General features: G+C 38.4%; 24 protein-coding genes and 2 pseudogenes. 4 read left to right on the top strand and 22 right to left on the bottom strand.

All coding sequences use genetic code 11. The annotated features are described in order from the left end of the window. Positions 1 to 24 precede the first annotated feature (24 nt). On the top strand, positions 25 to 627 hold the full coding sequence (locus FYJ80_RS01435) for a metallophosphoesterase (protein ID WP_154424346.1): 603 nt from the start codon (positions 25 to 27) through the stop codon (positions 625 to 627). 62 nt (positions 628 to 689) lie between these two features. Here the strand turns inward: FYJ80_RS01435 and FYJ80_RS01430 are convergent, their stop codons facing one another. The 5 genes from FYJ80_RS01430 to FYJ80_RS01410 all read right to left on the bottom strand — a co-directional run bounded on the left by FYJ80_RS01430 (position 690) and on the right by FYJ80_RS01410 (position 6,073). After that, positions 690 to 1,142, bottom strand: coding sequence for a low molecular weight protein-tyrosine-phosphatase (locus tag FYJ80_RS01430; RefSeq protein ID WP_276996274.1), 453 nt, complete (start codon positions 1,140 to 1,142; stop codon positions 690 to 692). A gap of 304 nt (positions 1,143 to 1,446) precedes the next feature. After that, positions 1,447 to 2,649 (bottom strand): ATP-binding protein, encoded by a 1,203-nt coding sequence (locus tag FYJ80_RS01425; RefSeq protein WP_328596687.1) that lies wholly within the window; start codon positions 2,647 to 2,649, stop codon positions 1,447 to 1,449. A gap of 732 nt (positions 2,650 to 3,381) precedes the next feature. Beyond that, entirely contained in the window at positions 3,382 to 3,714 is a 333-nt protein-coding gene (locus tag FYJ80_RS01420) for an Abi family protein (RefSeq protein WP_206360913.1), read from the bottom strand. An 889-nt stretch (positions 3,715 to 4,603) separates the two neighbouring features. Further along, the gene (locus tag FYJ80_RS01415; RefSeq protein ID WP_154424343.1) at positions 4,604 to 4,765 is read right to left on the bottom strand and encodes a hypothetical protein; all 162 of its coding nucleotides are present in this window, start codon (positions 4,763 to 4,765) and stop codon (positions 4,604 to 4,606) included. 15 nt (positions 4,766 to 4,780) lie between these two features. Then, a complete protein-coding gene (locus tag FYJ80_RS01410; protein WP_154424342.1) occupies positions 4,781 to 6,073 on the bottom strand; it encodes a cation:proton antiporter in 1,293 nt (430 codons plus the stop codon). Between the two features lie 101 nt (positions 6,074 to 6,174). Between FYJ80_RS01410 and FYJ80_RS01405 the strand changes: the two genes are divergently transcribed. Both FYJ80_RS01405 and FYJ80_RS12015 read left to right on the top strand, forming a co-directional pair. Continuing rightward, positions 6,175 to 7,068: a LysR family transcriptional regulator gene (locus FYJ80_RS01405; RefSeq protein ID WP_154424341.1), complete on the top strand. Its 894-nt coding sequence runs from the start codon at positions 6,175 to 6,177 to the stop codon at positions 7,066 to 7,068. A 109-nt stretch (positions 7,069 to 7,177) separates the two neighbouring features. Continuing rightward, positions 7,178 to 7,312 carry a hypothetical protein gene (locus tag FYJ80_RS12015; RefSeq protein ID WP_268878543.1) on the top strand — a complete coding sequence of 45 codons (135 nt, stop codon included), beginning with the start codon at positions 7,178 to 7,180 and terminating at the stop codon, positions 7,310 to 7,312. Between the two features lie 379 nt (positions 7,313 to 7,691). On the opposite strand, the gene FYJ80_RS01400 is transcribed toward FYJ80_RS12015, so the two are convergent. Next, positions 7,692 to 9,056, bottom strand: coding sequence for an ATP-binding protein (locus FYJ80_RS01400; protein WP_154424340.1), 1,365 nt, complete (start codon positions 9,054 to 9,056; stop codon positions 7,692 to 7,694). Positions 9,057 to 10,032: 976 nt separating this feature from the next. Here FYJ80_RS01400 and FYJ80_RS01395 point away from each other — a divergent pair. After that, positions 10,033 to 11,334 (top strand): ATP-binding protein, encoded by a 1,302-nt coding sequence (locus FYJ80_RS01395; protein WP_328596685.1) that lies wholly within the window; start codon positions 10,033 to 10,035, stop codon positions 11,332 to 11,334. A 1-nt stretch (position 11,335) separates the two neighbouring features. Here FYJ80_RS01395 and FYJ80_RS01390 read toward each other — a convergent pair whose 3' ends face one another. The 16 genes and pseudogenes from FYJ80_RS01390 to FYJ80_RS01320 all read right to left on the bottom strand — a co-directional run bounded on the left by FYJ80_RS01390 (position 11,336) and on the right by FYJ80_RS01320 (position 26,289). Beyond that, positions 11,336 to 11,611 (bottom strand): hypothetical protein, encoded by a 276-nt coding sequence (locus tag FYJ80_RS01390; protein WP_154424339.1) that lies wholly within the window; start codon positions 11,609 to 11,611, stop codon positions 11,336 to 11,338. Beyond that, a pseudogene (locus FYJ80_RS12130) lies at positions 11,598 to 12,254 on the bottom strand (DUF6577 family protein). Before FYJ80_RS12130 ends, FYJ80_RS01390 begins: the two are co-directional and overlap by 14 nt. A gap of 841 nt (positions 12,255 to 13,095) precedes the next feature. Continuing rightward, a complete protein-coding gene (locus FYJ80_RS01380) occupies positions 13,096 to 13,986 on the bottom strand; it encodes a Fic family protein (protein WP_154424338.1) in 891 nt (296 codons plus the stop codon). Positions 13,987 to 14,366: 380 nt separating this feature from the next. Continuing rightward, a complete protein-coding gene (locus tag FYJ80_RS11860; RefSeq protein WP_235899565.1) occupies positions 14,367 to 14,618 on the bottom strand; it encodes a hypothetical protein in 252 nt (83 codons plus the stop codon). A gap of 49 nt (positions 14,619 to 14,667) precedes the next feature. Next, positions 14,668 to 14,868, bottom strand: coding sequence for a Fic family protein (locus tag FYJ80_RS11855; RefSeq protein WP_328596683.1), 201 nt, complete (start codon positions 14,866 to 14,868; stop codon positions 14,668 to 14,670). Between the two features lie 254 nt (positions 14,869 to 15,122). Beyond that, the gene (locus tag FYJ80_RS01370; RefSeq protein WP_154424337.1) at positions 15,123 to 16,067 is read right to left on the bottom strand and encodes an SIR2 family NAD-dependent protein deacylase; all 945 of its coding nucleotides are present in this window, start codon (positions 16,065 to 16,067) and stop codon (positions 15,123 to 15,125) included. Then, positions 16,064 to 16,567 (bottom strand): annotated as a pseudogene (locus tag FYJ80_RS01365) (macro domain-containing protein); the annotation flags it as partial. The pseudogene FYJ80_RS01365 and the gene FYJ80_RS01370, both read right to left, overlap by 4 nt. 5 nt (positions 16,568 to 16,572) lie before the next feature. After that, entirely contained in the window at positions 16,573 to 16,995 is a 423-nt protein-coding gene (locus tag FYJ80_RS01360; RefSeq protein ID WP_154424335.1) for a flavodoxin, read from the bottom strand. 31 nt (positions 16,996 to 17,026) lie between these two features. Then, positions 17,027 to 17,275, bottom strand: coding sequence for a DUF3793 family protein (locus FYJ80_RS01355; protein WP_206360910.1), 249 nt, complete (start codon positions 17,273 to 17,275; stop codon positions 17,027 to 17,029). Next, positions 17,250 to 17,840, bottom strand: coding sequence for a hypothetical protein (locus tag FYJ80_RS01350; RefSeq protein ID WP_154424334.1), 591 nt, complete (start codon positions 17,838 to 17,840; stop codon positions 17,250 to 17,252). Before FYJ80_RS01350 ends, FYJ80_RS01355 begins: the two co-directional genes overlap by 26 nt. Positions 17,841 to 18,158: 318 nt before the next feature. Continuing rightward, complete coding sequence (locus tag FYJ80_RS01345; protein ID WP_154424333.1) at positions 18,159 to 19,193, bottom strand: Ldh family oxidoreductase; 1,035 nt, start codon at positions 19,191 to 19,193, stop codon at positions 18,159 to 18,161. Between the two features lie 10 nt (positions 19,194 to 19,203). Next, positions 19,204 to 20,205: a Gfo/Idh/MocA family protein gene (locus FYJ80_RS01340; RefSeq protein WP_154424332.1), complete on the bottom strand. Its 1,002-nt coding sequence runs from the start codon at positions 20,203 to 20,205 to the stop codon at positions 19,204 to 19,206. Continuing rightward, positions 20,206 to 22,398 (bottom strand): AraC family transcriptional regulator, encoded by a 2,193-nt coding sequence (locus tag FYJ80_RS01335; protein WP_154424331.1) that lies wholly within the window; start codon positions 22,396 to 22,398, stop codon positions 20,206 to 20,208. 23 nt (positions 22,399 to 22,421) lie between these two features. After that, positions 22,422 to 23,540 (bottom strand): Gfo/Idh/MocA family protein, encoded by a 1,119-nt coding sequence (locus tag FYJ80_RS01330; protein WP_154424330.1) that lies wholly within the window; start codon positions 23,538 to 23,540, stop codon positions 22,422 to 22,424. Positions 23,541 to 23,551: 11 nt separating this feature from the next. Continuing rightward, complete coding sequence (locus FYJ80_RS01325) at positions 23,552 to 24,310, bottom strand: sugar phosphate isomerase/epimerase family protein (protein WP_154424329.1); 759 nt, start codon at positions 24,308 to 24,310, stop codon at positions 23,552 to 23,554. Further along, entirely contained in the window at positions 24,307 to 26,289 is a 1,983-nt protein-coding gene (locus FYJ80_RS01320) for a heparinase II/III family protein (protein WP_206360909.1), read from the bottom strand. Before FYJ80_RS01320 ends, FYJ80_RS01325 begins: the two co-directional genes overlap by 4 nt. Positions 26,290 to 26,317 lie beyond the last annotated feature (28 nt).

Raw genomic sequence — 26,317 nt, 5'->3', positions numbered from 1 at the left:
CTTCAACCTAATATCATAGGAAAAATGAAGCTCTACATATCTGATTTACATTTTTTCCATGAATCATTATTAAACAATCTTGATAATAGACCATTTTCTTCTGTAGAGGATATGAATGAATATATGGTTTATAAATGGAATGAAAGAGTAAAGAGCCACGATGAGGTTTATGTTTTAGGGGATTTATCATTTGGCAATGTTGAAGAGACAACAAAGCTATTAAATCGGCTTAAGGGTAAGCTTACTTTAATTATGGGTAACCATGATAGCTTTGCAAAAAAGACTGCATTTAATTCAACTAGAATTCGAGAAATAAAAAGCTATATGGAGATAAATGATAATAATAGAAGAGTAATTCTATCTCACTATCCTATAATGTTTTATAATGGCCAATTTAAGCAAAGCACCTATATGCTCTATGGCCACGTACATAACTCCTTTGACGAGGTTTTAATTAACGACTTTATTAAGCTTGCTTCCTCAAAAAAGCGACCAGCAAAGGGATTTGATAGTGAGACTACTACTCCATTTAATATGATTAACTGCTTTTGTATGTTCTCTAACTACACTCCTCTATCACTCGATGAGTGGATAGAATTAGATAGAAATAGAAGGTTAAATTATTAAAGCTATGCCATCTTAATATTAATGTCACATTTCGATTTACAGCTTTGAAAATAAAGTATGAATTATGAATTCTCCAAGCTCTTTATTAAGGCTGTTACTCCCTCAAGCACATCACTATAGCAGGTATCGAAATCATCAGTATACCAAGGATCAGAGATATCTCGGCTACTTCCTGCATATGAAAGTAATGAGTGAAGCTTTCCTTTTTTATCATCAAAGAAGAGCCTCAAATTTCTCATATTAGCACTATCCATACCAATTATAAGATCATATTGATCGTAGTCATCCTTTCTTATACGACGAGAAGTCTTTCCCTTTGTACTTATTCCCTTTGAATAAAGTAGCTGTCTTACAGGAGGATATACGGGGTTACCAATCTCCTCACTACTAGTTGCTGCTGAATCAGCATGATATTTTCCAGCTAATCCTTTTTTAGCTACGATATCGTTAAATACAAACTCAGCCATTGGGGAGCGGCAAATATTGCCATGGCAAACAAAAAGTATCTTAATCACTGTTTTTCCCTCCTGAAATGCCGCAAAAGGCCGCATTTTGACCCTATTTGCGTACCTTTTAACGTTTTCATTTTAAGCTATCGTTACATAATTTCCAAAACAAGGCAAACCGGTGCAAGCCGCGTCAGGCAAAAGTAGTCAAAACGTAGTCGAAATCGTGAAAACAGACTACTGCGTTTTTGAGGCAGGGATATCCATCATTTTACGTTAAGAAATTGCTGCCTCTATCTTTTTGGCATTGACTTCTAAAAATCAATTCCACTATTTTTATATCAATTTCTTCCCATTTACCAAAAACGAAAATTTATAATTTTTGGTAATCAAGCAACCAGTCCGCAATATCAACAATTCGAATGCCTTCGTATTGGTACTCATCGTGCCGGGTCCGAGCAACAATCATCTTTGGATAAGCATCCCTGATTTGCAGCAGTGGGGACACCTCACGCTTAAAGGTCTTTTCGTCGTTAATATTATCAGATACCTGAATATAGATCTTTTCGTTTCGCTTGATGGCGACAAAATCTATTTCTTTCTTATAGAGAACACCAACATAGACCTCATATCCCCGGCGCAGCAGCTCGATTGCAACGATGTTTTCCAAAATTCTGCCGTAGTCCATATTTTTTGTACCGAGCTTAGCATATCGAAACGTATGGTCGCACAAGTAGTATTTATCGTTGCTGGAAAGATACTTTTTGCCCGTAATATCATATCTGCGAATTTTGTAAAACGCAAAAGCATTGCACAGATACTGCATATAGGAACTAATGGTCACATGGTTGACCTTTTCTTTGAAAACACCGAATGTGTTTGCGATATTTCGTGCAGAGGTCAGATTTGAGATGTTGTCCATCAGAAAGTCCACCAGTCTCTCCATTAGCTGTATATTGCGGATTTTATACTTTTTGCGGATATCTCTCACGATCAAAGTATCAAAAACATCGGCAATATAGTCATATTTAGATTCCTGATCTTTATACAAGTAGGAACCGGACATACCGCCCTCCATCATATATTTATCCATAGCGGTATATTTGTCACGGTACCCAAAGTACTGCATATATTCGCTGAAAGAGAAAGGGAATACCTTTATTTCAAAGGTTCGTCCGGTAAACAGTGTGGCAAGATCGGAACTGAGTAAAAAAGCATTAGAACCGGTGATGTAAATATCAAACTTCTCCATAGCGTGTAACCCGTTAATCGCTTTCTCAAAATCCTTACACATCTGCACTTCATCAATCAGAATAAAGTTATGCTTACCCTTGACGTATTGAGCATTCACATAATCATACAACGCTCTGTACTCAAGCAGATGGTCATATTCAAGCAGATTGAAATTTATATGGACAATATTACAGTCCGAAATCTCAGCTTCCACATAATCTTTAAAAGCTTCAAGCAGCTTGGATTTGCCACTACGACGCACACCTATGATAACTTTGATATCCGGCGTTCCAATCACATTGATCAATTTATCTAAATACTGGTTACGGTCAATCAATTTCACTGCTCATCACCTCTCGATATATTATGCCTATTCAAATTACCAAAATCAATTATTTTTTAAAAATGGTAAATAGATTGATATATCAAAACATGCGCAGTGACAATTCCTGCTGCAGAAAAACCCTGCTGACCATCACGATATGGATGACATTTCAAAGACGACAGATGATTTGTCCATAGCTATTCATTTTAGACTTAATTCGTCACACGCATCACTGACTATAAAACAACCCTTTCCCCTCAATATTTACTCTACCCTTTTTGATTTTCATGCTAAATTATTGTTAATAGCGCCCACCAAGGTTAAGACTTCTGTCTCCTTGAGTATTACACATCAAGAGCACCAGTAATTCACAGTTGATCACCACCCAATTCACACTTCAGCACCACAATAAGTTTAAAAAGCAATTCACGTTTCAGCACCACTTAACCTGCTCTTAAAATTATAGTACCCGCAAGGGAATTTTTTATTTTAGGAGGACATTTATTAGTATAAAAATCACTGTGCGTAAAATCTTAGAAGCTAAGCTCTATGGTTTTTCAAGCAACAATATTGCATCTACTTATGGAACATCTAAAAATAGTGTTTAAGTTGCAATTGCAGAGACGGATGAAGTATTATCAGAATGTACTATCCCTTGGATTGAGTCATATAGGATGCAAAGATTAAAGATATTATTAATTATTCCAGCAATAAGATCAAATATTTGATATGGTGCTCTTCTGCGAATCGCTACTGGTGCTCCTTCGCGTAGCACTGGTGCTTTTCACGTGAAATATTCACATAGGAAAATCTAGTCTTGAGAGACTCCTCGACATCTTCTAAGGCATACATCAAAACCCTTGTTAGTTTTGCATCAAAGTGATAAAGAGCCAAGACTTTTTCAAAAGAAAGACCGTCGATGTAACAATCTTCTCCATTCTTCTTAAATTCATGAAGATATCCGGAAAGTCTATAATAATTGACAGTCTCAAGAACCTTTGCAGCTTGGAACTCATCATGAATGATGAGTCCACGTGATTTCAACAAAGCAACCTGATCCGTGTAAGACTTATGTAATTTCAAAGGATAATCACCTTGGATTAAAAATTCGGCCCCCGCATGGTACGCACTGTTAGGAGGCGGGCGAGGGTCTTTATCATGCATATATATAATATGCTGAAAACTGTTGTGAAAGGCAAGAAAATGCTCTATAAGAAGCCAAAGTAGTCAGTAAAACAGGCACCAAAGTCTATTCCCTGAAAAGTAGTATTTCGGTAGTAATCCTTCTCCCCAGTGGTTACAATCTGCACCGTAAAGCCCCGCACTGACGCAGTTTATCTATGTTCTGAAACCTGTCTGTTTTTCCTCCTGAAATGCCGCAAAAGGCCTTAATTGGCCACGATTTGCATACCTTTTAACGTTTTCATTTTAAGCTATCGTTGCATAATTTCCAAAACAAGGCAAACCGCGTCAGGCAAAAGTAGTCAAAACGTAGTCAAAATCGGGAAAACTGACTACTGCACCTTTTTCTGAACCTTGCTTTCAATTGACTACTATTTACTATATATATTGTGTATGGATAATGTCATGGTTCAGCCTGGGTTCACATTTTAACGTTTATTTTCAGGGGTGGGTTCACCTTTTAGCGATAAAGTGCTCATAATTCAGATTTTCTTTGATTTTACCAAGAGCTCGCATAAAAGCTCTATTGGCAAAGTAACTAAAAAAGCACCCATCCGCCAATGAATGAGTGCCTGTTTTTTTTGTAGAAGATTTTATATTGCTCTAAAACTTAGCTGTGTAACGTTTTTATTCTCACCGGCTGCCTTCTGCTTCTCTTCCTTGGTGTACTTTGCCAAAACTTTTTTCCTCCTTAAGAAAAGTCTAGGATTTTGTCCGCAGTCCCGAATGGTTGATTTAGGCCGACGCTAACAGTCCGAGACAATCTGGATTATGCCCTTTATGAGGATATTTAATCATTGTCTCCATAATTCTTTTTCCCAGAGAAAGCGAAGACTCTCCATACATTTGGTCTTGTGATAAGAGGTTCGTAGTCTCTATATTTCTCATCTTTTTCCTCGATAGCCTTTTCAGTCCCTTCTTGGGACTTATTCATCTTTTCTATAGATTTCATTGTCTCTCCTGTTTCTTAACCTCTTGTCATGGAAGTGATACTTATTTCTTGGACGCTCTCTTTCGCTTTTTCTTTTCTTGGATAAGAATGGGATAGATAAAGAGATAGTTTTGCAGATACAGGGCCTATTAATTCATAGAGGACACTTGAAGAGAGGATTATTGTTTCAAGAGCCCTTCCTTCATCTCCTCCCAATACTTTTGCGCCCATGGCAGCCAAGCCTATGGCTACTCCCGCCTGAGGGATGAGGGCCAGACCCAGATAGGAGCGGATTCTTTTTTCTTTTTTCGTAATAAGAGATCCCAAATATGCTCCGGAGTATTTACCAATAATTCTTGTAAAGAAATACATGAGGCCGATTATTGAGAGGGGCATGGCTCCAAACCTCTTCATGCCGCTAAATAGCGATCCAAGATCGAAGTTCAATCCTGATCTGACGAAGAATAGCAGCAGGATCGGAGGACTGAAGTAGTTGAGTTGCTTAAATAATCTTTCGTCTCCTGTTGCATTTATATAGACCATGCCCATAGACATACATCCCAGAAGAGGCGATACACCCAATAAGGTGCAGATTCCGCAGAATCCGAAGAGAATCGCCACAGTAACAATCAGTCTGTTGTCTGTGCTTCTTTTTCTGAGAAGATATTTTAAAAGAAAACCGAAAGCTCCTCCTACTGTTAGAACCACAATATTTGAAAGGATAGGCACAGAGAGGACCTTGAAATCTAATACTCCCATTGCGATAGATGAAGAAATAGAAATGGCAAGGGAAAAAGCAATCAATCCCACCACATCATCCAAGGCCACTACGCCCAAAAGTGTATCCACGAAATCACCCTTTGCCCCTGTCTGTCTTATTGTCATCAATGTTGAAGCCGGTGCCGTAGCAGAAGCCAGGGCAGAAAGAATAAGGGAGAAGCCGAAGTCTAGTTTGAGAATATAGAATGTGGACATAAACACAACTATGGAAGAGGCAAGAGCCTCCATGATTGTAATGATTACAACTTTTCTTCCATTTTTCTTTAAAATACCCATTTTGAAGTACTCGCCTGTTCCAAAAGCGATAAAAGACAATGCTATGTCACCTATAAAGCTCATTCCTTCGATTGTGCCTTTGGGGATTAAGTTAAAGACAAAGGGGCCCATAAGAATTCCAGATAGGATGTATGCCGTGACATTAGGAAGTCTCATGAACTTCGTTATTCGTGTCATAAAAAAGCCGAAAAAAAGCATTAAGGATACTGATATGACTTTTATTGCAGTAGGGTCTGTAATTCCGATTCTTTCAATAAAAGATAATGTATCCATAATAATCTCTCCTTGTATGGAATAGAATGATATTTGTTGTTGAAGATAAATGCAAATTATATTATTCTTTATTCCTATAAAAATATTTAATTGGAGTTACTATGCTTGGAACAAAAATGTATACTTTCCTAAAAGTTGCAGAGTATCTGAATTTCACAAAAGCAGCAGAGGCTCTATATATGACTCAGCCAGCTGTCAGCCAACAGATCAAGCAACTGGAAGAGGAAGTGGGCGCTAAGGTCTTTATTAGGAATAAAAATGGCTTAATCCTTACACAGCAAGGAGAAATTGTTCTTAAATATGCCCGTAGGCAAAAAGCTCTCTATGATAAGATGCTTTTGGAATTGGAGAACTCAGAAAAAAACGTAGGCCCTTTGAGAATAGGAATCACCCATACCTCGGAGAGCAACGTCACAGCCGCCGCCCTAGCAAAATACAGCATTGAAAACAATGGTGTAAAGATTATGCTTACTACTGATACTATAAATAATCTTTATGATAAACTAGAAAACTATGAGCTTGATTTAGCAATCATAGACGCTTCTTCCAATAATCCCAAGTTCTCTTCCATGCTACTTGATATAGACTACCTTATGTGTGTGTTGAGTCCTGATAATCCTCTGTCTCAGAGAAGTGCAGTGACAATCTCTGAGCTGAAGAAAGAAAAGATGATACTCCGTTCCTCTGAAAGCGCTACACGCAAACTCTTTGAAGAGACTTTGGTCTATAACGGAGAGGACATATCCTCCTTCGATGTTATTCTTGAAGTGGACAACATCGCTACTATAAAAGACTTGATAAGAAAAGATTTGGGAGTATCCATTATTCCTAGAAGCGCCTGCCTGGATGAAATAAGAAAAGGAAAGATAAAGGCTCTTCCTATTGAGAACTTCTCAATGGTAAGGGAGACAAGAATCGTGTACAACAAAGATTTCAGGCATAAAGAAGTTCTTGATGATATAATCCGCATCTACGGAAAAACAGCAAGTGTCTAAGGTTGCTGGGAGAATTGAATGCGATATAGATATAATGAAGTCAATCTCCATACCCATTCTGACCTGTGACCTTCTAGGTGGACCAAAAATCCAATTAGGAGGTTTTTTCATGAAAGTAAAGGAAGAGGATCTCAGACGAGAGCTTCTTAAGGCAATTAACGGAGAGGACTTGATCATCAATTGTTTAAGAAGTGTGCTAAGAGACATGTCAAGACAATTGGTTAAAAATTATCCGAATAATTAATCTACCTCTTCTATCTTAATATTAGGGAAAATTCCCTGCTTATATACTTCATCTAGAGCAATGATAATCTAAACTTTGATGTATTCTTTCATGATTAATAAAGCAAATAGATGAAGCTAACCCTCTTGAATGCAGAACAGAGCCTTATGTAATTAGGGGCCGTAACAATTAAGGTGATATTTAAGCAATTATATCTTTTATTTATAAGGACAGTTTACTAGGCTGTCCATTTTAATAAATAAGCGGTGCAATTACTGATACACTCATAAAGATATGTGCCTATACAACAAGTCGGGAATCAGAGGAAAAAATCAGGTAATTGGTTCAGGCCCGGCTCTGGCAATGGCATCATATAGGTCGGAGCATTTCAGGCCAGCTTCTATTCCCTGATGAATCTCAAAAGGAAATCAGCAATTCCTATTATTGTGTATCCATTCTCATCAAGACACTCTCCAATAGGCTTATTGATGACTATTATCTTTCGGACCTGATCATTAAGCATGATATACGGCCTTAACTCTCTTGCCCTTGTCGGTGCATTGGAAATATCATCCGTGACCTGGATATAGTATTGTCGATTCCATTTTCTCGCAAAGAAATCCACCTCATAGGTATTCCTTATAGAGGTTCCCATCCTGTTCTTTTCAATGTTGTCAAATGTTCCGACATTGACAGTAAAGCCATTATAGACAAGTTCATTGTAGACAATGTTTTCCAGCATCTGCCCTTCATCCGGGAACGAGAAGTTCAATCTTGCATTCCTTAAACCAGTATCGGCAAAGTAGTATTTCCTCAAGGCACCGATTTCAGCCCGCCCCTTCAGATCATACCGTCTGGCCTCCTTTAAAAGAAATGAATCAGTAAAGTACCAGATATACTTCTCAACCGTCTGTTTGTCGATGTTTTCATGTCTGACACTGCGGTAAGTATTTGCAATACGTTCCGCATTCAGCAGTGATCCTGTTCCTTCTGAAAGGATATTACAAAGCTCATCAAGAGCTTCTCCCTTTCTCAGGCCATTCCTTTCCACGATATCTCTGAAATAGGTAGTTTCAAAAAGGCTTTTCAGGTACTCCTTCTTTTCAAGATCATTCTTCAGCACAGCCAATGGCATGCCGCCATATTGCATGTATTCATAGATAGCCTCTGTCTTTGATCCTCCAATATATTCATAGAATTCAGAGAACGACAGAGGAAAAACCTGAATGGTGACGGCCTTATCGCGGAATTCCGTGACGATGTCAGAGGACAGCATTCTGGAATTTGAACCTGAAACATATAGGTCTATGTTCTTTTCTCTAGACAGACCCAGAACAACGGTCACAAAAGATACGGTTTCAGAGTCCCCTTTCTTTGCCAGAACATGCTTACCTTCTGTCAGATTGGGATTGACGATTGAATATACCATCTGAATCTCATCAAGAAATACGACACATTTTGATCGACCTTTACAATACTCCCTGACATATTCTCCAAGATAGAGTGGATCCCGATATCTGATGTTCCTGTCATCATCCAGCTCAAGGATAAGAATATCATCCTCCTTCATCCCATCTGATAACAGATACTCCCTGAATATCTCCTTCATCAAGAAAGATTTTCCACAGCGTCTTATCCCTGTAATAATTTTTGGAAAACCGTTATCCCGGTTTGCTATCAGCTGCTGAAGATACTTTTCTCTGCGAATCATATATTCACCTTTTCTGTATATTTCTACATCTTTGATGATTATATCATAGCGCACAACGTAAATATAATCACTAAAAATGTAGAATTCTACATTTTTGTGTATTTACACTATCAGTACAGACATGCCCATATCCGCTCTCGAAACCAAGTACTCTTGTTGTATTAAAAATAACCATGGGATTAACCTAAAGTGATAAGTAACCAAACAAACACAAAAGGAAAGAACAATAGCTACGCTTAGTAATCAATTCTGAATGTATACACCGCTGTCTTCAAGAACATGAGAATTGAGATATCCTCAGATGGTATCGTGCCTGTATATGTGGAAGCGAAGGTTAATAGACGACATTCATACAGATGCTCCGCCTGCGGAGAGAAGTGCCCGTAATTGACTCTATATTTCTGGGGAATTCAAGAGGGGGAATGCGGACAAATTCTTGGACCTACGATAACAGCGAGTAGAAGAAATGTCGTTTAGTTAGGAAGAAAAAAAAGAAGGCACTTCAATTGTATGATGAAACAGGTTCGATATCGAAGGTAATTCAAAAACTGGGATACCCGAGCAGATAGAATATGTATACTTCACCTTTTAACGATTACTTTGATACCCGCGCTAAGTCCTGTGGCACCGGCGAGTAATAACTTCCGTTACGCCGGGAACTACGTTAGACTCAATCTCAGACTGTCATTTAAGCAGTTTAGCTTTCAACCTCAGGCTCCACGTTTCACCCCAGTGGCCCCAGCGTTCGGAAATTAAACACCGTACCGTGGGTGGAAAGACCATTGAAATGCTTCAGCATTTCTTTCAGTCTGCTACTGTTCCATTCCGTTTCTATCAGAAAATGGCGTTCCATTTAATCGGGAATTACAGTATGGTCATTTACCTCCTAACTTTAGTTTTTCATTGAAATCTTTGCGGGTTTTCTTTTAAACATTTCAGTAAGGCCTTTAATTTCTCTTTCTCTTTGATGTATCATATTCATTGAAAAGTAAGACGTTAACGTCAGCAAGTTTTCAATGGAGGTTGAGGTGTGGAAATAAAACGAGACCGTTATTTGAAGAAAATCATCTCCTTTATGTGGGATGGTCAGGTAAAGGTGATTACTGGTATTCGCAGATGTGGCAAGTCCTATTTGCTTCGCAATCTATTTGGGAACTACCTTCTCAGCGAGGGGGTTGCTGAAGATCACATTCTATCCTTCGAGTTGGACTCGACCCGTGATATTCGTTATCGCAATCCTTTAGAGCTTGCATCTCATGTTCGGGGAATTGTGGAACACAGCGCAGAACAATACTATCTCTTTGTAGACGAGATACAGATGTCCGATGAAGTTCCGAATCCCTACAATCCCGAAGGAAAGAAGATTACCTTCTACGATGCACTCAATGATTTAAAGTCCCTGTCCAATCTGGATATTTATGTGACCGGCAGCAACTCTAAAATGCTGTCCTCCGATATTCTGACAGAGTTCCGGGGGCGCAGTGATGAAATCCATGTGCATCCGCTTTCTTTTGCCGAATACTATTCAGCCGTTGGCGGTGATAAGCAGGACGCTTTTGATAATTTTGCTTTCTACGGCGGTATGCCTCTGATTCTGTCCCGACCCACTGATGCTGCAAAGATGGCTTATCTGAAATCTCTTTTTTCGGAGGTTTATCTGAAGGACATCGTAGAACGGAAGAAGATCAAGCGTGAGGATGTGCTATCCGCTATTCTTGATCTGCTGTGTTCGTCTATCGGTTCTCTGACCAATCCAACGAAGGTGGCAGCTACCATCAATACCATGCAGAAACGCAGCGGCGAAAATGTGGTTGCCCTGAACACAGTGAAAGCCTATATGGATTATCTGGCAGATTCGTTTCTGTTTTCCGAGTGTAAACGCTGGGATGTCAAGGGCAAAAGCTATTTTGACTATCCCAACAAATACTACTGTGAGGATATTGGGCTGAGAAACGCCCGTATCGGCTTCCGCCAGCAGGAAATAACGCATATCATGGAGAATATCATTTACAATGAACTGCTGATCCGTGAATGCTCCGTTGACATCGGTATCGTCTACAGCAATGAGAAGAATGCCAAGGGAAAGGTTTCTCAGGTTGCAAGGGAAATTGACTTTATTGCAACCTCCGGTGGCAAGAAGACCTACATTCAGTCCGCCTACGCTTTGGGAACAGAGGAAAAGGCAATCACCGAGAACAAGCCTTTCGCGCTGACAGGTGATTCCTTCCCAAAGATTATCGTACGCCATGACATTCGCAAGCGTTGGTATGATGACAACGGCATCCTTAATATCAGCGTCATCGACTTTCTGCTGGATGACACGCTTGTCTGATTCATGGGCCATTACAAATAGCTTCTCTAGCAATCCTGGGCAGTGGTCTGGTTATATATATGCTATGAAAAACCCTCACGCTTGCGTGTGGGATGATAGCAGCATCTATAACCAGAAGTGATGTGCCGCCCTTGAAAATAAAGGGCATGCCAACACTACGGATGGCTTCAAGAAGGCCAAAAGCGAATACCGTCCTTTCTAGAATGGAAGGATCCGCCCCAGTTTCTTCCCTAAGCCTTAAAATGTGTTCCGCTGTATAGTTTTCACTTAGTAGCATGTTCTGCTTTACTCCCTTCAAGATAATTCAATATTACGTCCTGACGGTTACGCCTGCGGGCATATCTTAGCATCCTCACTTTATCCAGAAGATACCGGCTCTGTGCCTGCTCGTAAACATCAGGCAATTCCGATTTGCTGAACGTTGCAGCTATGAGCTTGTCAGCAGACATATCAACAAGCATTTTCTCCAGCATTATATAGTTGGGCTTGCTCGTCCTAATTGGCGCCTCCGATATCAAATCCGTTACAACAACACTATCTTTCGCCCAATACAGATTAAAATCATTTTTGCTGGGCTTATACATGACATTATAAATCCCTTGGTCCTGAAGAAATCAGAAAACATAGATACTGCTTTCCTTCTCAGCCTGTATAAAAACCGTATTCTGCGCAATCAGATGGTTTAAAAACTCGTTCATTAAAACTGTTTCAAAGACCGTAAACTGCACATAAGGATACTTTTCAGAAATAAGCCGTATCAATCTTTCGGCTGTGTCAGAATATACCGGTACATATTCATTCTTGGGTATGCCCGAAGATAGCGAATAAGAATCATAGCCTAATCTAGTTAATGCGCCATCGCGGACCAAACCGCTGATTGCCCAGTGATATGTGCTTTCAGACAAATCTGTTTTCAGCATTTTCAGTTCATCAATGAGCTCTTTATGGCCATATATTTTTTTATTATCCATGCGATCAAGCACTTCTTTATACCACTGCATGATATCATCTCCTTTACAGTAATCACGCACATTGGCAATTTTTATTTTTTTTGCTCATATGCTTATCTAAAAACGTTAACCGTATTTCAGATGCTATTGTCAAAGGTGAGGAACCTGTCTGGAAAAGGATGATGAAGTTAAGAAATTCCTGCAGCGCCTTAAAAATAACAAAATATTATGTTGAGTGATTTCTGCTGATTTGGCTGTTTTATTCCGTTATGTTGAGGTTTTGATGATTCTCTCAACATAATGGATTACTGCACATAACACTTCTTTGAATTCCTGTAATTACCTTTATATCCGGTACTCCCTGCACACTTTTTAGCTGTTGCAGATACTTAGTTCTCTCAATTAGCTTCATATCAATAAGCCTCCAAGAATCGGTAAATATCATAATACAACTACATTTCGAGATTTTCATTTTTTTCATTTTCTCGAAATAGAATTTAAAGTAAGATCTCCAATGCTTCCACCTGCCTATTTTCTTTTTCTACCTTTAGTATTATCATGGAAATACCTTTTTTGATGAGAGTTATAACGAATTAGCGGTTGTTGATAACTCTCATATTTTTTACTCTTTTGTTTCTATATATTTTGACTAGCTATTAGTCTTATTGTTGGTTATCTATCTTCATTTATTTTGACTAGATTATCTATATATAAAATAACTATCTACAACCAGGAGCACTTTGTTTAATTTATTCTACAAGCTCAAATTGCCAGTTCTTTTCAGCTGACAACGACGCACCTCATTTCTTGCTTAATATGTAATTCTAAAATAATCCAAATATGCCTTATATTTATCCTGTGCTGTCAGACAAGTATCTATTAGGTAGCCTTTTTCATTATTCCACTCTTTCAATCCACGATAATAGAACATCTTCAGATTATCCTCGATGATGAACGGAACAATATTATATTTCAGGCACTCCTTGAACATAATCAATCTGCCTACACGACCGTTGCCGTCCTGGAATGGATGAATTCGCTCAAACTTCACATGGAAGTCTAGAATGTCTTCAAAGGTCTTATCCTCCTTGGAATTGTATTCTGACAGCAATGCTTTCATCTTATCAGCAACTTCTTCGGGGAGGGCAGTATCCATACCACCAACTTCATTTGGAAATTTCTTGTAATCACCAACAGCGAACCAATCTTTTCTGGAATCGCTGGTTCCATTCTTCAAGGTTAGATGAAGTTCCTTAATAAACCTCTCAGTTAAAGCTATTTTTGCATTCTCAATAATCATGTCAATGCAACGAAAATGGTTAGCCGTTTCGATCACATCGTCTACATTGAGAACTTCGTTTTCCACGCCGATAGTATTTGTTTCAAAAATATATCGGGTCTGATCGTGAGTCAGGCGGCTACCTTCGATATGATTGGAATTGTATGTTAAATCAATCTGTGTCTTATGGTAAATGCCACCAGGGTATTTACTTGCTTTCTGCTCTTTCAGGATATCCAACAGAGTAATCGGTTCCTCTTTTCTCTTGTTGGCACGCTCTGGCTTTTCTGCATTTTCAGGAATGTTCCAGGTCTTGCCAGTAAGGAACGCACCAATCACACGATCTTTGGCACAATAATTTCTAACGCTTCGTTCCGACACATTCCATTTTTTTGCTATTTCCGTAACTGAAAGGTATCGCATCTGCTCTCCTCCGTCATAAATCGAATCAAAAAACTACACTAATCTACTGTATAGTATATCACACTATCGGCAAAAAAATATCAACAAATCCATAATATGCTTTCATCTTTTTGCCGATATGGGAAGTTTAGTTTTGTCGCATTCCTAATCCATCACATTATTATGATAATTGTGTGACTGCATTGCTTGTAGCTATAGCTCAGTGTATGCATCAAATAAAATAATCTCTGACATTATTTAATTACTGATACAATCGGTACAGTTAACTATAGTTACTACTTCACAGCATTCTGCCTATTCAAGAAATACTTCTTACAAGGTTTCAATTCCATATGAGCCCTATTCATAGTGTCATATGGAAACTCTTCTACAAAGGAAAGTTAGATCAATCTGACGTAGCGGGTGCTCTTTCCCTGACCAAGCCTCTGGATTGCTCCTTCCTTGACCAACTCTCGGAATCCTCCTTCTATGGAGCTGATGCTCAAGGACGAACAGAGTTCCCAGATATCCGGCAGAACCGCCTTTCGTACCATCTCCTTGGCAGGAAGTTTTGCATACATAATCTCCATCCTGTCCTCAAAGTCCTTGTAAGCAGAGAGAATAGTCCCCAGAAGATACTTCACGAATGGCATGAAGTCTTATGTCCCCTCATGCCAGCCATATTGGGAGTTCTGCAGTGCATCATAATAGAGATCCTTGGGGTCTATTAATCTTGGCTTCCAATGAAATATATTTGCCTACGTAGAAACCGTTGCAATAAAAGAGAAATGTTGTAAGAAGGTGACTAATTCTTCCATTTCCATCATTGAACGGATGGATGCACAGAAAGTCATGAATGAAGATTGGAATGGCTAGAAATGGATCCAACTCCAAGTTCTCCACAATAATATTTACGAGATTAAGTCCTTGGAATAATCAATCTATATGAAAGCAGTTCAATGAATTACAAAACTATAACTAAAAATTATTCCTATTACGGAATTTGATTTTAAAATATCTCTCCATAAACCAACGATCTGTAGGCATGGTAGTTAGCAAGTCTGTTAAACAAAACTCTAGCTGTAACTGATGATTTCTCAGCTCCGGCTATCTAAGGTTTTTTATTCGATTATGTTCTAACGGCGAAAGAAGTAAGATTATTTCATCGCACGACAGATATCCTCGATGCTCTGCTTTATATCAACATTGATTCCAATAGCCCTTGCTCCAAGGTGTTCAGGTACCACAGCTTCATTCAGGTTCACTCGTAATAATGAAATCTGTTTATTTTCACGCGTCAGCTTTTCAAAAGGAAAACGAATGATGGTCGGAGTATTAAAACCCACACCTAATTCCAGTAAACATATTTTCCTGCCTGAGCTGATGGCTTCTGATAGGAAATCTTCAAAATGCTTCTCAGCTATGTACCATTCCGCGTCTTGAACAAAGTATTGATCGATACGCAAATTCATATTCATTCGTCCACCGCAGACTGGACATTTGGGTACCATTGTACTTGGAATCAGACAATCAACCCTCGCTGCATCCATCTGCCGGAATAGTTCTCTAGCATCGTAACGATTTTGATGACAGCCTTTTGCACACTGGATATGAAAGTAATCTCCCTGTGTACAAAAAATCTTATCTGCTGTAAGTCCTGCTTTCTCAAGCTGGCCATCCACATTTGTAGAAAGGCAAAAGATTTCTTTGCTACCAAGCATTGAAAGCAGTGTTTTATACAGCATTGTATGATTTGCTTCAATTCCGGCTTTCATGCACTGTTTTGACCAGTACCCCCAGTATGCTTCTTCACTTGGATAGGGATAAAAGCCTGCACTATACATATCCTGCATATATGACCCATTGCCATACTTCGCACAAAAATCAGCAAAATTTTCCTTAAACCAATCTCCACCATAGATTGCACAGGCTGCAACGCTCATTCCTGCACCAATACCAACTAGTACATATTCAGCTTCCTGAATCATCTTTGCTGCTTGATAAATCTGATCTTCGTAAGGAGCTTTTTGAAAGATATAATCTCTTGAGGGAATGCCGCTTAAGAAATTTTCAAATGTGATTCTTTTATTGCAAAAACTCATAGAAGCTCCTTATAGATTTCACGGTCTAAATCCTTAAACACATTGAAAATGACCTTAATCTGACTTCCAGTACTCTGCTTATACTTCTTTACAGTTTGCACTGCAATTTCTGCTGCCGGTCTATTAGGGAACATAAATACGAAAGCAATGCTTTCCACGTTGTTTTCATCTGCAATCTTTAGGCAGGACTCATAGCAGGAATGAAGTAGCTCCTCATGGCGTATAGTCAACTTCCCCTGTACGATCGGACCTACTGTATGAATCACAAAATCACATGGAAGGTTGAAGCCTGGTGTGATTTTTGCCTTACCTGTCGGCTCCTCATGGCCCTGCTTTTCCATCAGCTTAGCACAGTAATTGCGTAGCTGAATTCCAGCATATGTATGAATACAGTTGTCAATACAGTTATGGCAAGGCTGATAGCATCCGGACATACCGCTGTTAGCAGCATTGACGATTGCACCAACCTTGAGCCTTGTAATGTCTCCCTGCCAAAGAAAAATATTTAACTAAGGGAGGAGCCCAAAACCTTACATTGAGATATTGCTTCATCATCAGGAGTACCATTACAAATTACACTCTCACATGATAAAACAGCACCATCTGCTTTACATGTATCTTCCCAGTTTCTCATCCACTCTCCATCACCCCAGCCATAGGAGCCAAAGAGTGCAATTTTCTTTCCAGAAAGCTTTGCTTCACAAGAGCTAAACATAGGAGCAAATTCACTATCCTCAAGCTCCTCTGAGCCCATAGAAGGACAACCAAAAGCAATGGCATCAAAGGCATCAACATCTGACGGAGAAAATTCTACAGCAGAGAAAACAGTTACATCAAAACCCTTCTCCTTTGCACCATCTGCTACTGCATATGCCATTGCTTCTGTATTACCAGTACCACTCCAATAAACAACTGCTACTTTACTCATATTTAAAACCTCTTAAAAATTTATTTTTATCTCAAACTGCTACTGCAAGACGTTCGATCGATATTCCATTTGAATAGTGATGAAAGTATGTATCTGTACACTTTCGATACATCTCAAAGGTCTTGGTAGCCTTTTTCTCATCACCATATACCTTCCAAATCCCTGAGCACTTATACTTCTCTGCCTTATTTGTGATAAAGCCAAGCACATCCTCTGGAGGATACCCAAGGAAAAGTCCTATTTCATGAGGAAATTCATCTATTTTCCTTTGGATCAACACCACTAAGAATTAATAAAAGCTCTAATACCTTAATCTTGTAATAGCCCTTAGTGCTGTCACAAGGGACCTTGTACATCTCACTAAATAGATCCTCGATATAGGAGCGAGAGCGTATAACGAAGAAGGAATTACCATTACAAAGCTTCGATGCGACCTTTATGGGCTGGACATTAACATCCTCTAAAAAGCATGAAAAGCATTTTGGTGCGATAGCTGTATTTATAGTAATCGTAATACCATGGTAATGGTTAAGAGGAAAGATATATTCATTTTTACAATTTTCAATAATTCCAATAGCTAAATCACCTGGCATAAGATAAAAATATCCATCCTTATAGGAGCACTCCATCCGACCTTCTCTACAATGATAAATTTCTATTAAGCTTTCACCCTTTTTAGTATATGAGTAAAAACGATTTGTATGTGCAGAATGGTGTGTAAGTGTTATTCCAGTCATAAGGTCATAAACCCTAAGCTGTGAGTCCCCACTTTTATCTACAAATGAATATATAGTAGAGCCATCACTTGATGAGCTCTCAATTACTTTATAATCACTTTTTTCCATTATTTTTTCTAACCATTACTATAGTTAGTATAGACTAACTTACCTGGTTTTGAAAAGTATATGTAAAAATAATCCATTATATACATAAAAATATAAGTGAATGTTTAAAAAAAAGGAATCACTACTGTAGAGCTCTTAAAGGAGGAGGAGGGAAACACACTCCTACTTGAGGATATGAGGAAAAATAGTATTTGGTTTAAAGCTAATGATAAAAATAAAACTGAGATAAAATCTATATCGATAGACCTAGACTCATGTAGCTATTTAAGCTAAAAAAAAGATAACTACTCACATAGTAAGTAGTTATCTTATAGCTATTTATTCTATTACAGCAATTGGCTCCATTGCCATTTCTCTTGCAATAGCATTTACCATCTCAAGGTTTTCTGGAAGGACCTCAACAAGGCCACTTGCTTGAGAGGCTGCAAATTTATTTGCTTCGATTTCACCTGGCATTAATATACCATTTGAGTTCTTTGCCTTCTTTGAGGACTTAAGCTCATTAATTCTTGCATCGATATCGTTATAGTACTTCTCTTCATCGTTGAAGGCTGAAATATCCATTGCGATCATCATGATAGATGGTCCATCAGCAAAATCCTTTGCTCTATCACCTGTTCCACCACCAAAGAGTACACCTGCTAAAATATCAACCATAACAGCCATACCCCAGCCCTTATAGCCTGCCATAGGAGGTATTGTATAGTAGTCCTTCATGCTTGTTGTAGGAAGTCCATCTCTATCAAGTCCCCACCCCTCAGGGATCTCAGTTGCACCCTGTCTCTTCATATTAGAGACCTTACCATTAGCAACTACTGTCATCGCCATATCTAATACTGGAGATACTTCATTTCTAGCTGGAGCTGCTACACTAACTGGGTTATTTCCAATTACCTTCTCACAACCGCCCCAAGGAGCCATTGTTGAGTCACCAGTTCCAAGAGCTGTTCCGATCATACCGGCTCTTTGAGCCATTTGAGCATAGTATGCTAAAGCGCCAAAGTGGTTAGCACCCTTAACACAAACAACACCAATACCATGCTCCTTAGCCTTCTTTATAGCCTCCTCCATAGATCTATATCCAAGGATTTGACCACTTGAATGGTTACCATCCCAAACAGCAACTGTACCATTATCTTTAACAACCTTAACACTCATGTTAGGTATCATCTTGCCCTCTTTAATTAGCTTTACATATCTTGCTGTGCATAAAATACCATGTGAGTGAACACCTCTTTGGTCTGCCTCAACTAGCATATCAGCGATGATACTAGCTTCCTCTCTATTTACACCAACCTCCATGAAGATAGCTGCTATTTTCTCTTTTGCTTCCTGAATTGAAATCTTAACCATAAATTCCTCCTTATCTCTCTATTTTTATATATCTGCCCTTACTATGCTGAATTGCATTAACGATCGATACAGCTGCAAGTGCTGTATGACAATCAGCAATAAATGGTGTTTTATTAATCAAAGCTTTATAGAACTCATTAATTAAAACTCCATGGCTAATTCCCCACTCTGATTTCTCACCAGTTAAGACCTCTGCTGGATGGAATATAGTATTTCCACCCTCCTCAACTATAGTAAGTCCTGATTGTCTAACTGTCATAACTGCCTTCTCTAGTCTTAGCTCTACATCACAAACCTTGGAGCCTAGGTAGCAGTTAGTACAGAAGGCAACAACCTCTGCACCACACTTAAGACGCATTAAGGCCATTGCTGTATCCTCAACCTCATAGTCATTGCTATCACGAAGCTTCCCATCAAAGCCCGCAAGAGATTCAACACCTCCTGTAAGGTAGTCAACTAAATCAAGTGTGTGTATTGATTGATTAATAATACAGCCGCCACCCTCTCCACTATACTTTCCTCTCCATGGGGATTCACTATAGTACTTTCCATTTCTATACCAGGTGACTAGTGCCATTCCACTAACTATTTTTCCATACTTACCGCTATCTAGAATTTGCTTTGCCTCTATAGTTGCTTTATTTAGACGATTTTGAAAGCAAACTCCTAGAAGCTTTCCACTCTCCTCACTCTTTTTAATCATCTGCTTTGCTTCATTTACTGTTATAGCAAGAGGCTTCTCACAAAAGACATTAATACCATGCTCAAGGAGATCAATTACAATTTGAGGATGAGTATTGTGTGGTGTAATAACATGTACTACATCAAGATTTTTATCAAAAAGCTCACGATAATCTGTTAGAGGAATACCTCCATAGGTTTTTGAAAAGGCTAAAGCCCTCTCATAATCGATATCAACGCAATATTCAAGTGTAGTATAAGCATTACCAAGTAAAGCCTTTCCATGGTTCTTTGATACAGCACCACACCCTATTACAGCACTTTTTAGCATTTAGTTCTCCTTTGCGACAGATGATTTATACTGTCCTGGTGTAATTCCTTCTACGGCCTTAAAGACACGTAGGAAGGTTCTTAAGCTTCCAAATCCACACATCGATACTACATCGCCAACCATTTTACCTTCATTAAGTAGCTCCTTAGCACGGTCTAGACGGTAGCTTGTTATGTACTCAGAAATATTAATTGTGTGATATTTCTTAAATATTCTCGAAAGATATGCTATTGAGATATTAAAGCTATCGGCAATGGATGAGACGTTCATCATCGCATCTGAATAGTTTTCATGAATATATTGTAAAACCTTCTTATATATCTGATAGGTCTCAGAGGACTCATCTGTATAGGTCTCACTAATAGCCTTTATGCTATAGCAAATAGTATCAATAATTTCCTCAACACCCATTAGCGACTTCTGAAAGTGCTGAGACTGTAAAATAGGAGGAAAGTTTATATCAGGTATAACCTCTCTATATTGGTTATCTAAGCTATTAATTGTTCTAACAATTGTTCCACTCATGCTAAATAGTAAAAATCTAAGAGTCTTTGGAGATACCCCATTTTCTCTATTTCTCTCAATAACCTTATTGATAATCCCCTTAGCTCTTTCACCATCACCCTCCTTTAGCGCCTTTTGGAGCATCATATTCTCCTCTAGAGTGAATTGGTAGGTGGTTTGCTTTGTAGTATTTAAGAGCTCACTATATGATAAGAATGGAATATCATGGTCCTTCTGATATTCATGTACACTAATAGCCTCTAAATAGCTATCACGAATAGAGTCTAAGCCTGTATGAAGATATGATGCAGATAAACTTTCTAATACACCATCCTCTTTAACTCTTTTGTAGCTTTCAATAAAGAACTCTTCATCATCTCTTTTTGTATTAACTATAAAAGCATCCCCATACTCCGATTGAAAAGGAATTACAATTGAAGTACCAAATAGCTTTTCTAAGTATTGTAAAATATCTTCCTTCTCACTCTTAGCAATTAATACAAAAAATAAATCAGATAGCACCTCAAAGCCTAAGGCTGCAAGAGTTTCCTTAGTAACTGTATTATCACCATCAATAAGCTTACTAAAGGCACTCTCTATTAAGGAGCGTTTCTGCTTTGTAATTACATTACTAAGCTCCTCTTGTTGAGCTCTTAGATTTGAAACACTAGATACAAATGGCGCATAGTCATTTGAGCTAAGTGGTATTTCATTTAAATCTACTCCAGATTCAACAGCCGCAGCCTCATAGTGAGTCCAGTTTCGCTTAACACTTCTTACAATTAAAACTGTACCAAAGAATGCAGCAGTTACTAAGCCTAAGGTTATTACCTCAATTAAGAGATAGTAATTCTTAAAATAGGTATTTCTATCCATTACAACTATACATTTAAGGCTTAAGATAAGATCCTCAGCAACAGAAACAATTGATTTATCAATTTTTGCTGTCGAGCCAAGCTCTAAGGAAGCAAAACGACTATCTACCTCTCCTGCCTCATATTTTCCAGATAGACAATAAACTAAGCTATTTTGTCTCTCACTATAAATAATTACATCGTGGTAAATATCTATAACGGTCGAAAAAAGCTCATTTTTAGATACTCTTACTCCTAAGCAAAGATTATTTGGGTTATAGGATTTTATATATGATAGAGGAATAAGTATTAATACCTCACTATCTGTTACATCATACATATAGACATCCCAAATCTCGCCTCGGAGTATTTTATCTATTTCGCTTTGCTCTAGCGGGAGGACCTCCATTAAAGCCATCTCACTAATAACACCCCACGATTGATCTGATATATACCAATTATTTGTCGGGCTAAAGAGAAATAGCTTATTTACACTGCTACTAGTTTGCTCTAGGCGTCTAATATCAGCTGCATGATATGATAGATTTAGACTCGATATCTCATTTAAATAATTAACATTTCTCAGGATATCGAAATCACTATCAACAATAATCTCTGACTTTATTTCATTAATTCTTGTTAATACGTCGCGAAAGTTTCTTTGAACATATGAGGCTGCAATAGAATTTGAATATGTTACAGCAGAGGAATTAAAGTATAAGGTCAAAAGAGCAAGAAGAAGGACCATTAACAGAGGTATTAAGGTAGAAAGGAGGTAGGACAGTGTCCATCTCATCACTGTCCTTCTTTTAAAGCTCTGTTTTTTCTCCTTCATACCTTTAATCCTTACTTATTGCTTTAGCAGCAAAAGGAACCTCCACACTTTTCCTTTAATAATTCTTCATATTTATCGCCATCAATTGGGAGATCAACCCAACCACCACCTGTCCAGGAGGATAGGAAGATAGCGTTTATAATCTCTAGGCTCTTAATTCCATCGCTACCTGGAGCAAGGAGAGGTGTTCCCTTTAAGATAGCATCACAGAAATTTTTAATTATACCACAATGTGAGGTGTATGTACCCTTAACAGGGATTTCACACTTCCAAATCTCTGGGTGTCCAATTTCTCCCTTAAATCTCTTTTGGAAATCATCTGTATCCTCTCTACAGCGCCAAAATGTAATAGTATCATTTTCAATTACAAGCTTACCTCTAGTACCTGAAATCTCAAGGCGGTTAGTTCCTGGCTCATCGGCAATAGTTGTAATGTATGTTCCAATGTGACCATCAGGGTATTCCATTAAAGCATAAACATCATCCTCAACCTCGATATTTCTATACTTACCATAGTAAACATCTGCTTTAACACGAGAAGGCATTCCACAAATCCACTGCCATAGATCTAGATTATGAGGATTTTGGTTCATCAAAAGGCCACCGCCCTCGCCCTTCCAGGTAGCACGCCAAGTAGAGTTATCATAATATGATTGAGGTCTGAACCATGAAGAAATTAACCAGTGACAATGTAGTATTCTTCCAAGCTCTCCTCCTTGGACAAGGTCTCTTGCCTTTTGATAGAGAGGATTAGTTCTTTGGTTAAACATTACACCAAAGACTCTATCAGATTTCTCAGCTACCTCATTCATCTTTTTTACTGCATTAGTATATACTCCTGCTGGCTTCTCACAAAGATAGTGTAAGCCATGCTCAAGGGCATAAATACCATATACTGGGTGGTAGTAGTGAGGACATGTTGGAATTACTGCATCAACCTCACCTGAATCCATTAGCTCCTCAGCGCTATTAAAATACTTTACTTTATCACCTGCTAAGGCCTTTGCCTTCTCAAGCTTTTTTGGGTCGATATCTGCGATAGCTGTAAGAACAGCGTTATCAACCTTATTTGCAAGAAGGGCATTTGAGTGTTGAGAACCCATATGTCCAAAACCAATTATACCAATTCTAACCTTTTCCATGATAAAGCTCCTTATGCGTACGCTCTCAAGACCCTTAGAGCCTTTATTGAGTCACTCTTTATATCGTCACTCTTTCCTTCGATAGACATTCTATTATTGTAAGCAGCACTTTTAAGTGCAGAGAAGAATTCCTTAACTTCATCACTCTCCTCTGTAGGAAAGACTCTACCCTCCTTAAGAGCTATGTGAGTATGGAGCAAAGGAGAGCACTTAGGAATTAAAGCTAAATCCTCATTTTCCTTTCTCATATGAAATGCATCTGCTAAAAGACCAACATTAGGCATATCAACAGCAGCTTGTAAAGCAGCTCCTTCACAAAGTGAATTAATTAAATTTGTTTCACTTCTATTTAATGGCTCTATAGCAATTGAAATTCCATGCTCTTCAGCAATTGAACCGATAAGCTTTGTTACCTTAACAAGGCTCTTAAAGCCCTCTTGGTAATTCATACCATCAGGGATAACTCTACTCTTTCCTGATCCAAAGACTACTAGCTTACAGTCAAGAGCATCCATTCTAGCAAAGGCAACCTTAAGATAGCTAATTAACTCAGCCTCATTATAGCTATCACCTATTACATTCATTGTTTTAGGAAGGAGCAAGCATGCTGTCTCCATCTTTATTTTTGATGAATAAAAGCTTTTAAGAACCTCATCAAACTCCTCTTGAGGCCAAAGTGCTAGTTGATTTAGCTTACCTTCAACATAGTCAAAGCCAAGCTCTTCAACCTCCTTAACCTTCTTTATATCTGTACAAAGTCCAAATCTCATACTCTCTTAACTCCTTCTCTTGTGATAACCCATTTTCCACTATCACTACTTATGATAACGCTTTCCCCATCAAGTGATACAGAAGCCTTTGACCCCTTTTCCTTAACAATTGTTGCTGCCATAAAAGGAGCTTTTCCACCATAAGCCATAGTTACCTGTCCTATAGGCTCTCTTACTGGATAACCATAGCTAATCCAACCGCCCTTTGGATCCTCACTACCACATAAAAGGTATGAATTAAAGTCAACAGATGATACAAAGTCAACCTCAAACTCTAAGCCATTCTTAGATTTATAATCTATATGCTTACCACTTAGTGCTACATCTGTAGTATTGAAGTTATACATTAATCTAAAATCATGGTCTTCCTTTGCAGGGCCATCTACGTAATCAACTAAAACAGCTACAGAGTCAGGTAAAAGAATCAGCTTTCTTCTATGGAATACTGGGTCATTAAGGTATGCATATCCATTGTGAGAAAGGTCAATGAGCTTTAAGCCCTCCTTTTGTCCAAAGTAGAAGCAAAGACAACGTACATTTCTTCTTCTATCAACACCCTTAATTTCACCCATCTCATGGTCATCTACATATAAAGTATTATGAGCTAGAGCAGAGCAGAAATATGCTCTCCAATCCTTCCATATTGATGAGCGATAGATATATCTACCTGAGTCAACTAAAATATCCTCACCCTTAAGAGTGATCTCTGCATGCATACAGTCGTTATGACTATGTGTTGACCTCTCTCCTAACTCGAGCTGAGTTGAATGTGTGCATAGGTAATCGGCCTTACTATCCCAGCCAGAGCGCATTACATAAATACCCTCTTCACTATATTTAAAGTCCTTAGCCTTTGGTTCCTCACCCTCCTTTCTTAAGGTTGCAAAGTATTTAAACTCCTCATCGCCAAAGAGCTCATACATCCAATTCATATATGCTCTGAGCTCATTTAAATCCTTAGGGAAGAAGGATAGATTCATGCCCTCATAAATTGATGTATCTGCTCTTCTAGTAGTTAAATCATCCCTATCTGCATCGCCAATCATAGGTGTTGATAAATCTGGTTTAATTAAAGAGCAAATATAAAGAGCACTTCTTCTAATTGCTTCCCAAGCATAATCTGGAACATATATTCCATTTAAGCGGCACATAACTAAAGCCTGTGCAAAGGCAATTGATGCAACCATATGGTAAATAGGTGTCTTTTCCATATGAATTCCATTATCGCTAAAGCAGAATCTTACCTCATGCATTACTCTTGAATATGCAGTATCAAACCACTGTTTAGACTCCTTAAACTCTGGGAACATAATAGCAATCTGTAGAAGTGCACTAGTTTCCATACTTAGCCAGTTTGAGGATCTATCATGGTTAGAGTAGTGACCCATCAAGAAGAGTGCATGCTCTCTAATTCCAAGCATAAAGCTTGCTAAATCTTCACCAGTAATTACATTTGAATGTCTAAAGATTTCAAATACAGGTAGCCAAGTAGTATAAACACGAATACCTGTTTCAATAGTTCTCCAAGCAGTTCCTGGGAATGGCTGCTTAGGGACAAAGGTAAAGTCCTTAATGAAATCATCTGCAGGCCAAGCATTGCGGAAGGAGTGCATTTGACTTATAAACTCCTTAGTATACTTTTCATCCTTTGTTAATGCATAAGCCCTAGCAAGAGGCTGCCAATAAATTGTACGGAAAAGAGACCAGCTCCACTCATTATCACGACTAGTCTCAGTGGTTGGATTAAACTTCCAGTCAATAGGACCATTAAACTTATGACCAAAAATATCGTGCTCCATTACTTTTTCTGCATCATCAATTATTTGGTCATCAACTAATTCCTCTGCATCCTTAATAGAAAAAAGGTACTTAGGATTTTCTCTATTTCTATAGTATTCAACTAGCTTCTCACCTGTTATATTACCCAACATCTTAAGCTTAGGATTATCTAAGTCTAAGAGAGGAATAAGTTCTTCCATATAATTCATTGTAAACCCCAAATTAGTA

It is taken from the genome of Bullifex porci (genome assembly GCF_009695635.1).
Taxonomy (GTDB): domain Bacteria; phylum Spirochaetota; class Spirochaetia; order Sphaerochaetales; family Sphaerochaetaceae; genus Bullifex; species Bullifex porci.
This window is presented reverse-complemented; position numbering and strand designations above follow the sequence as displayed.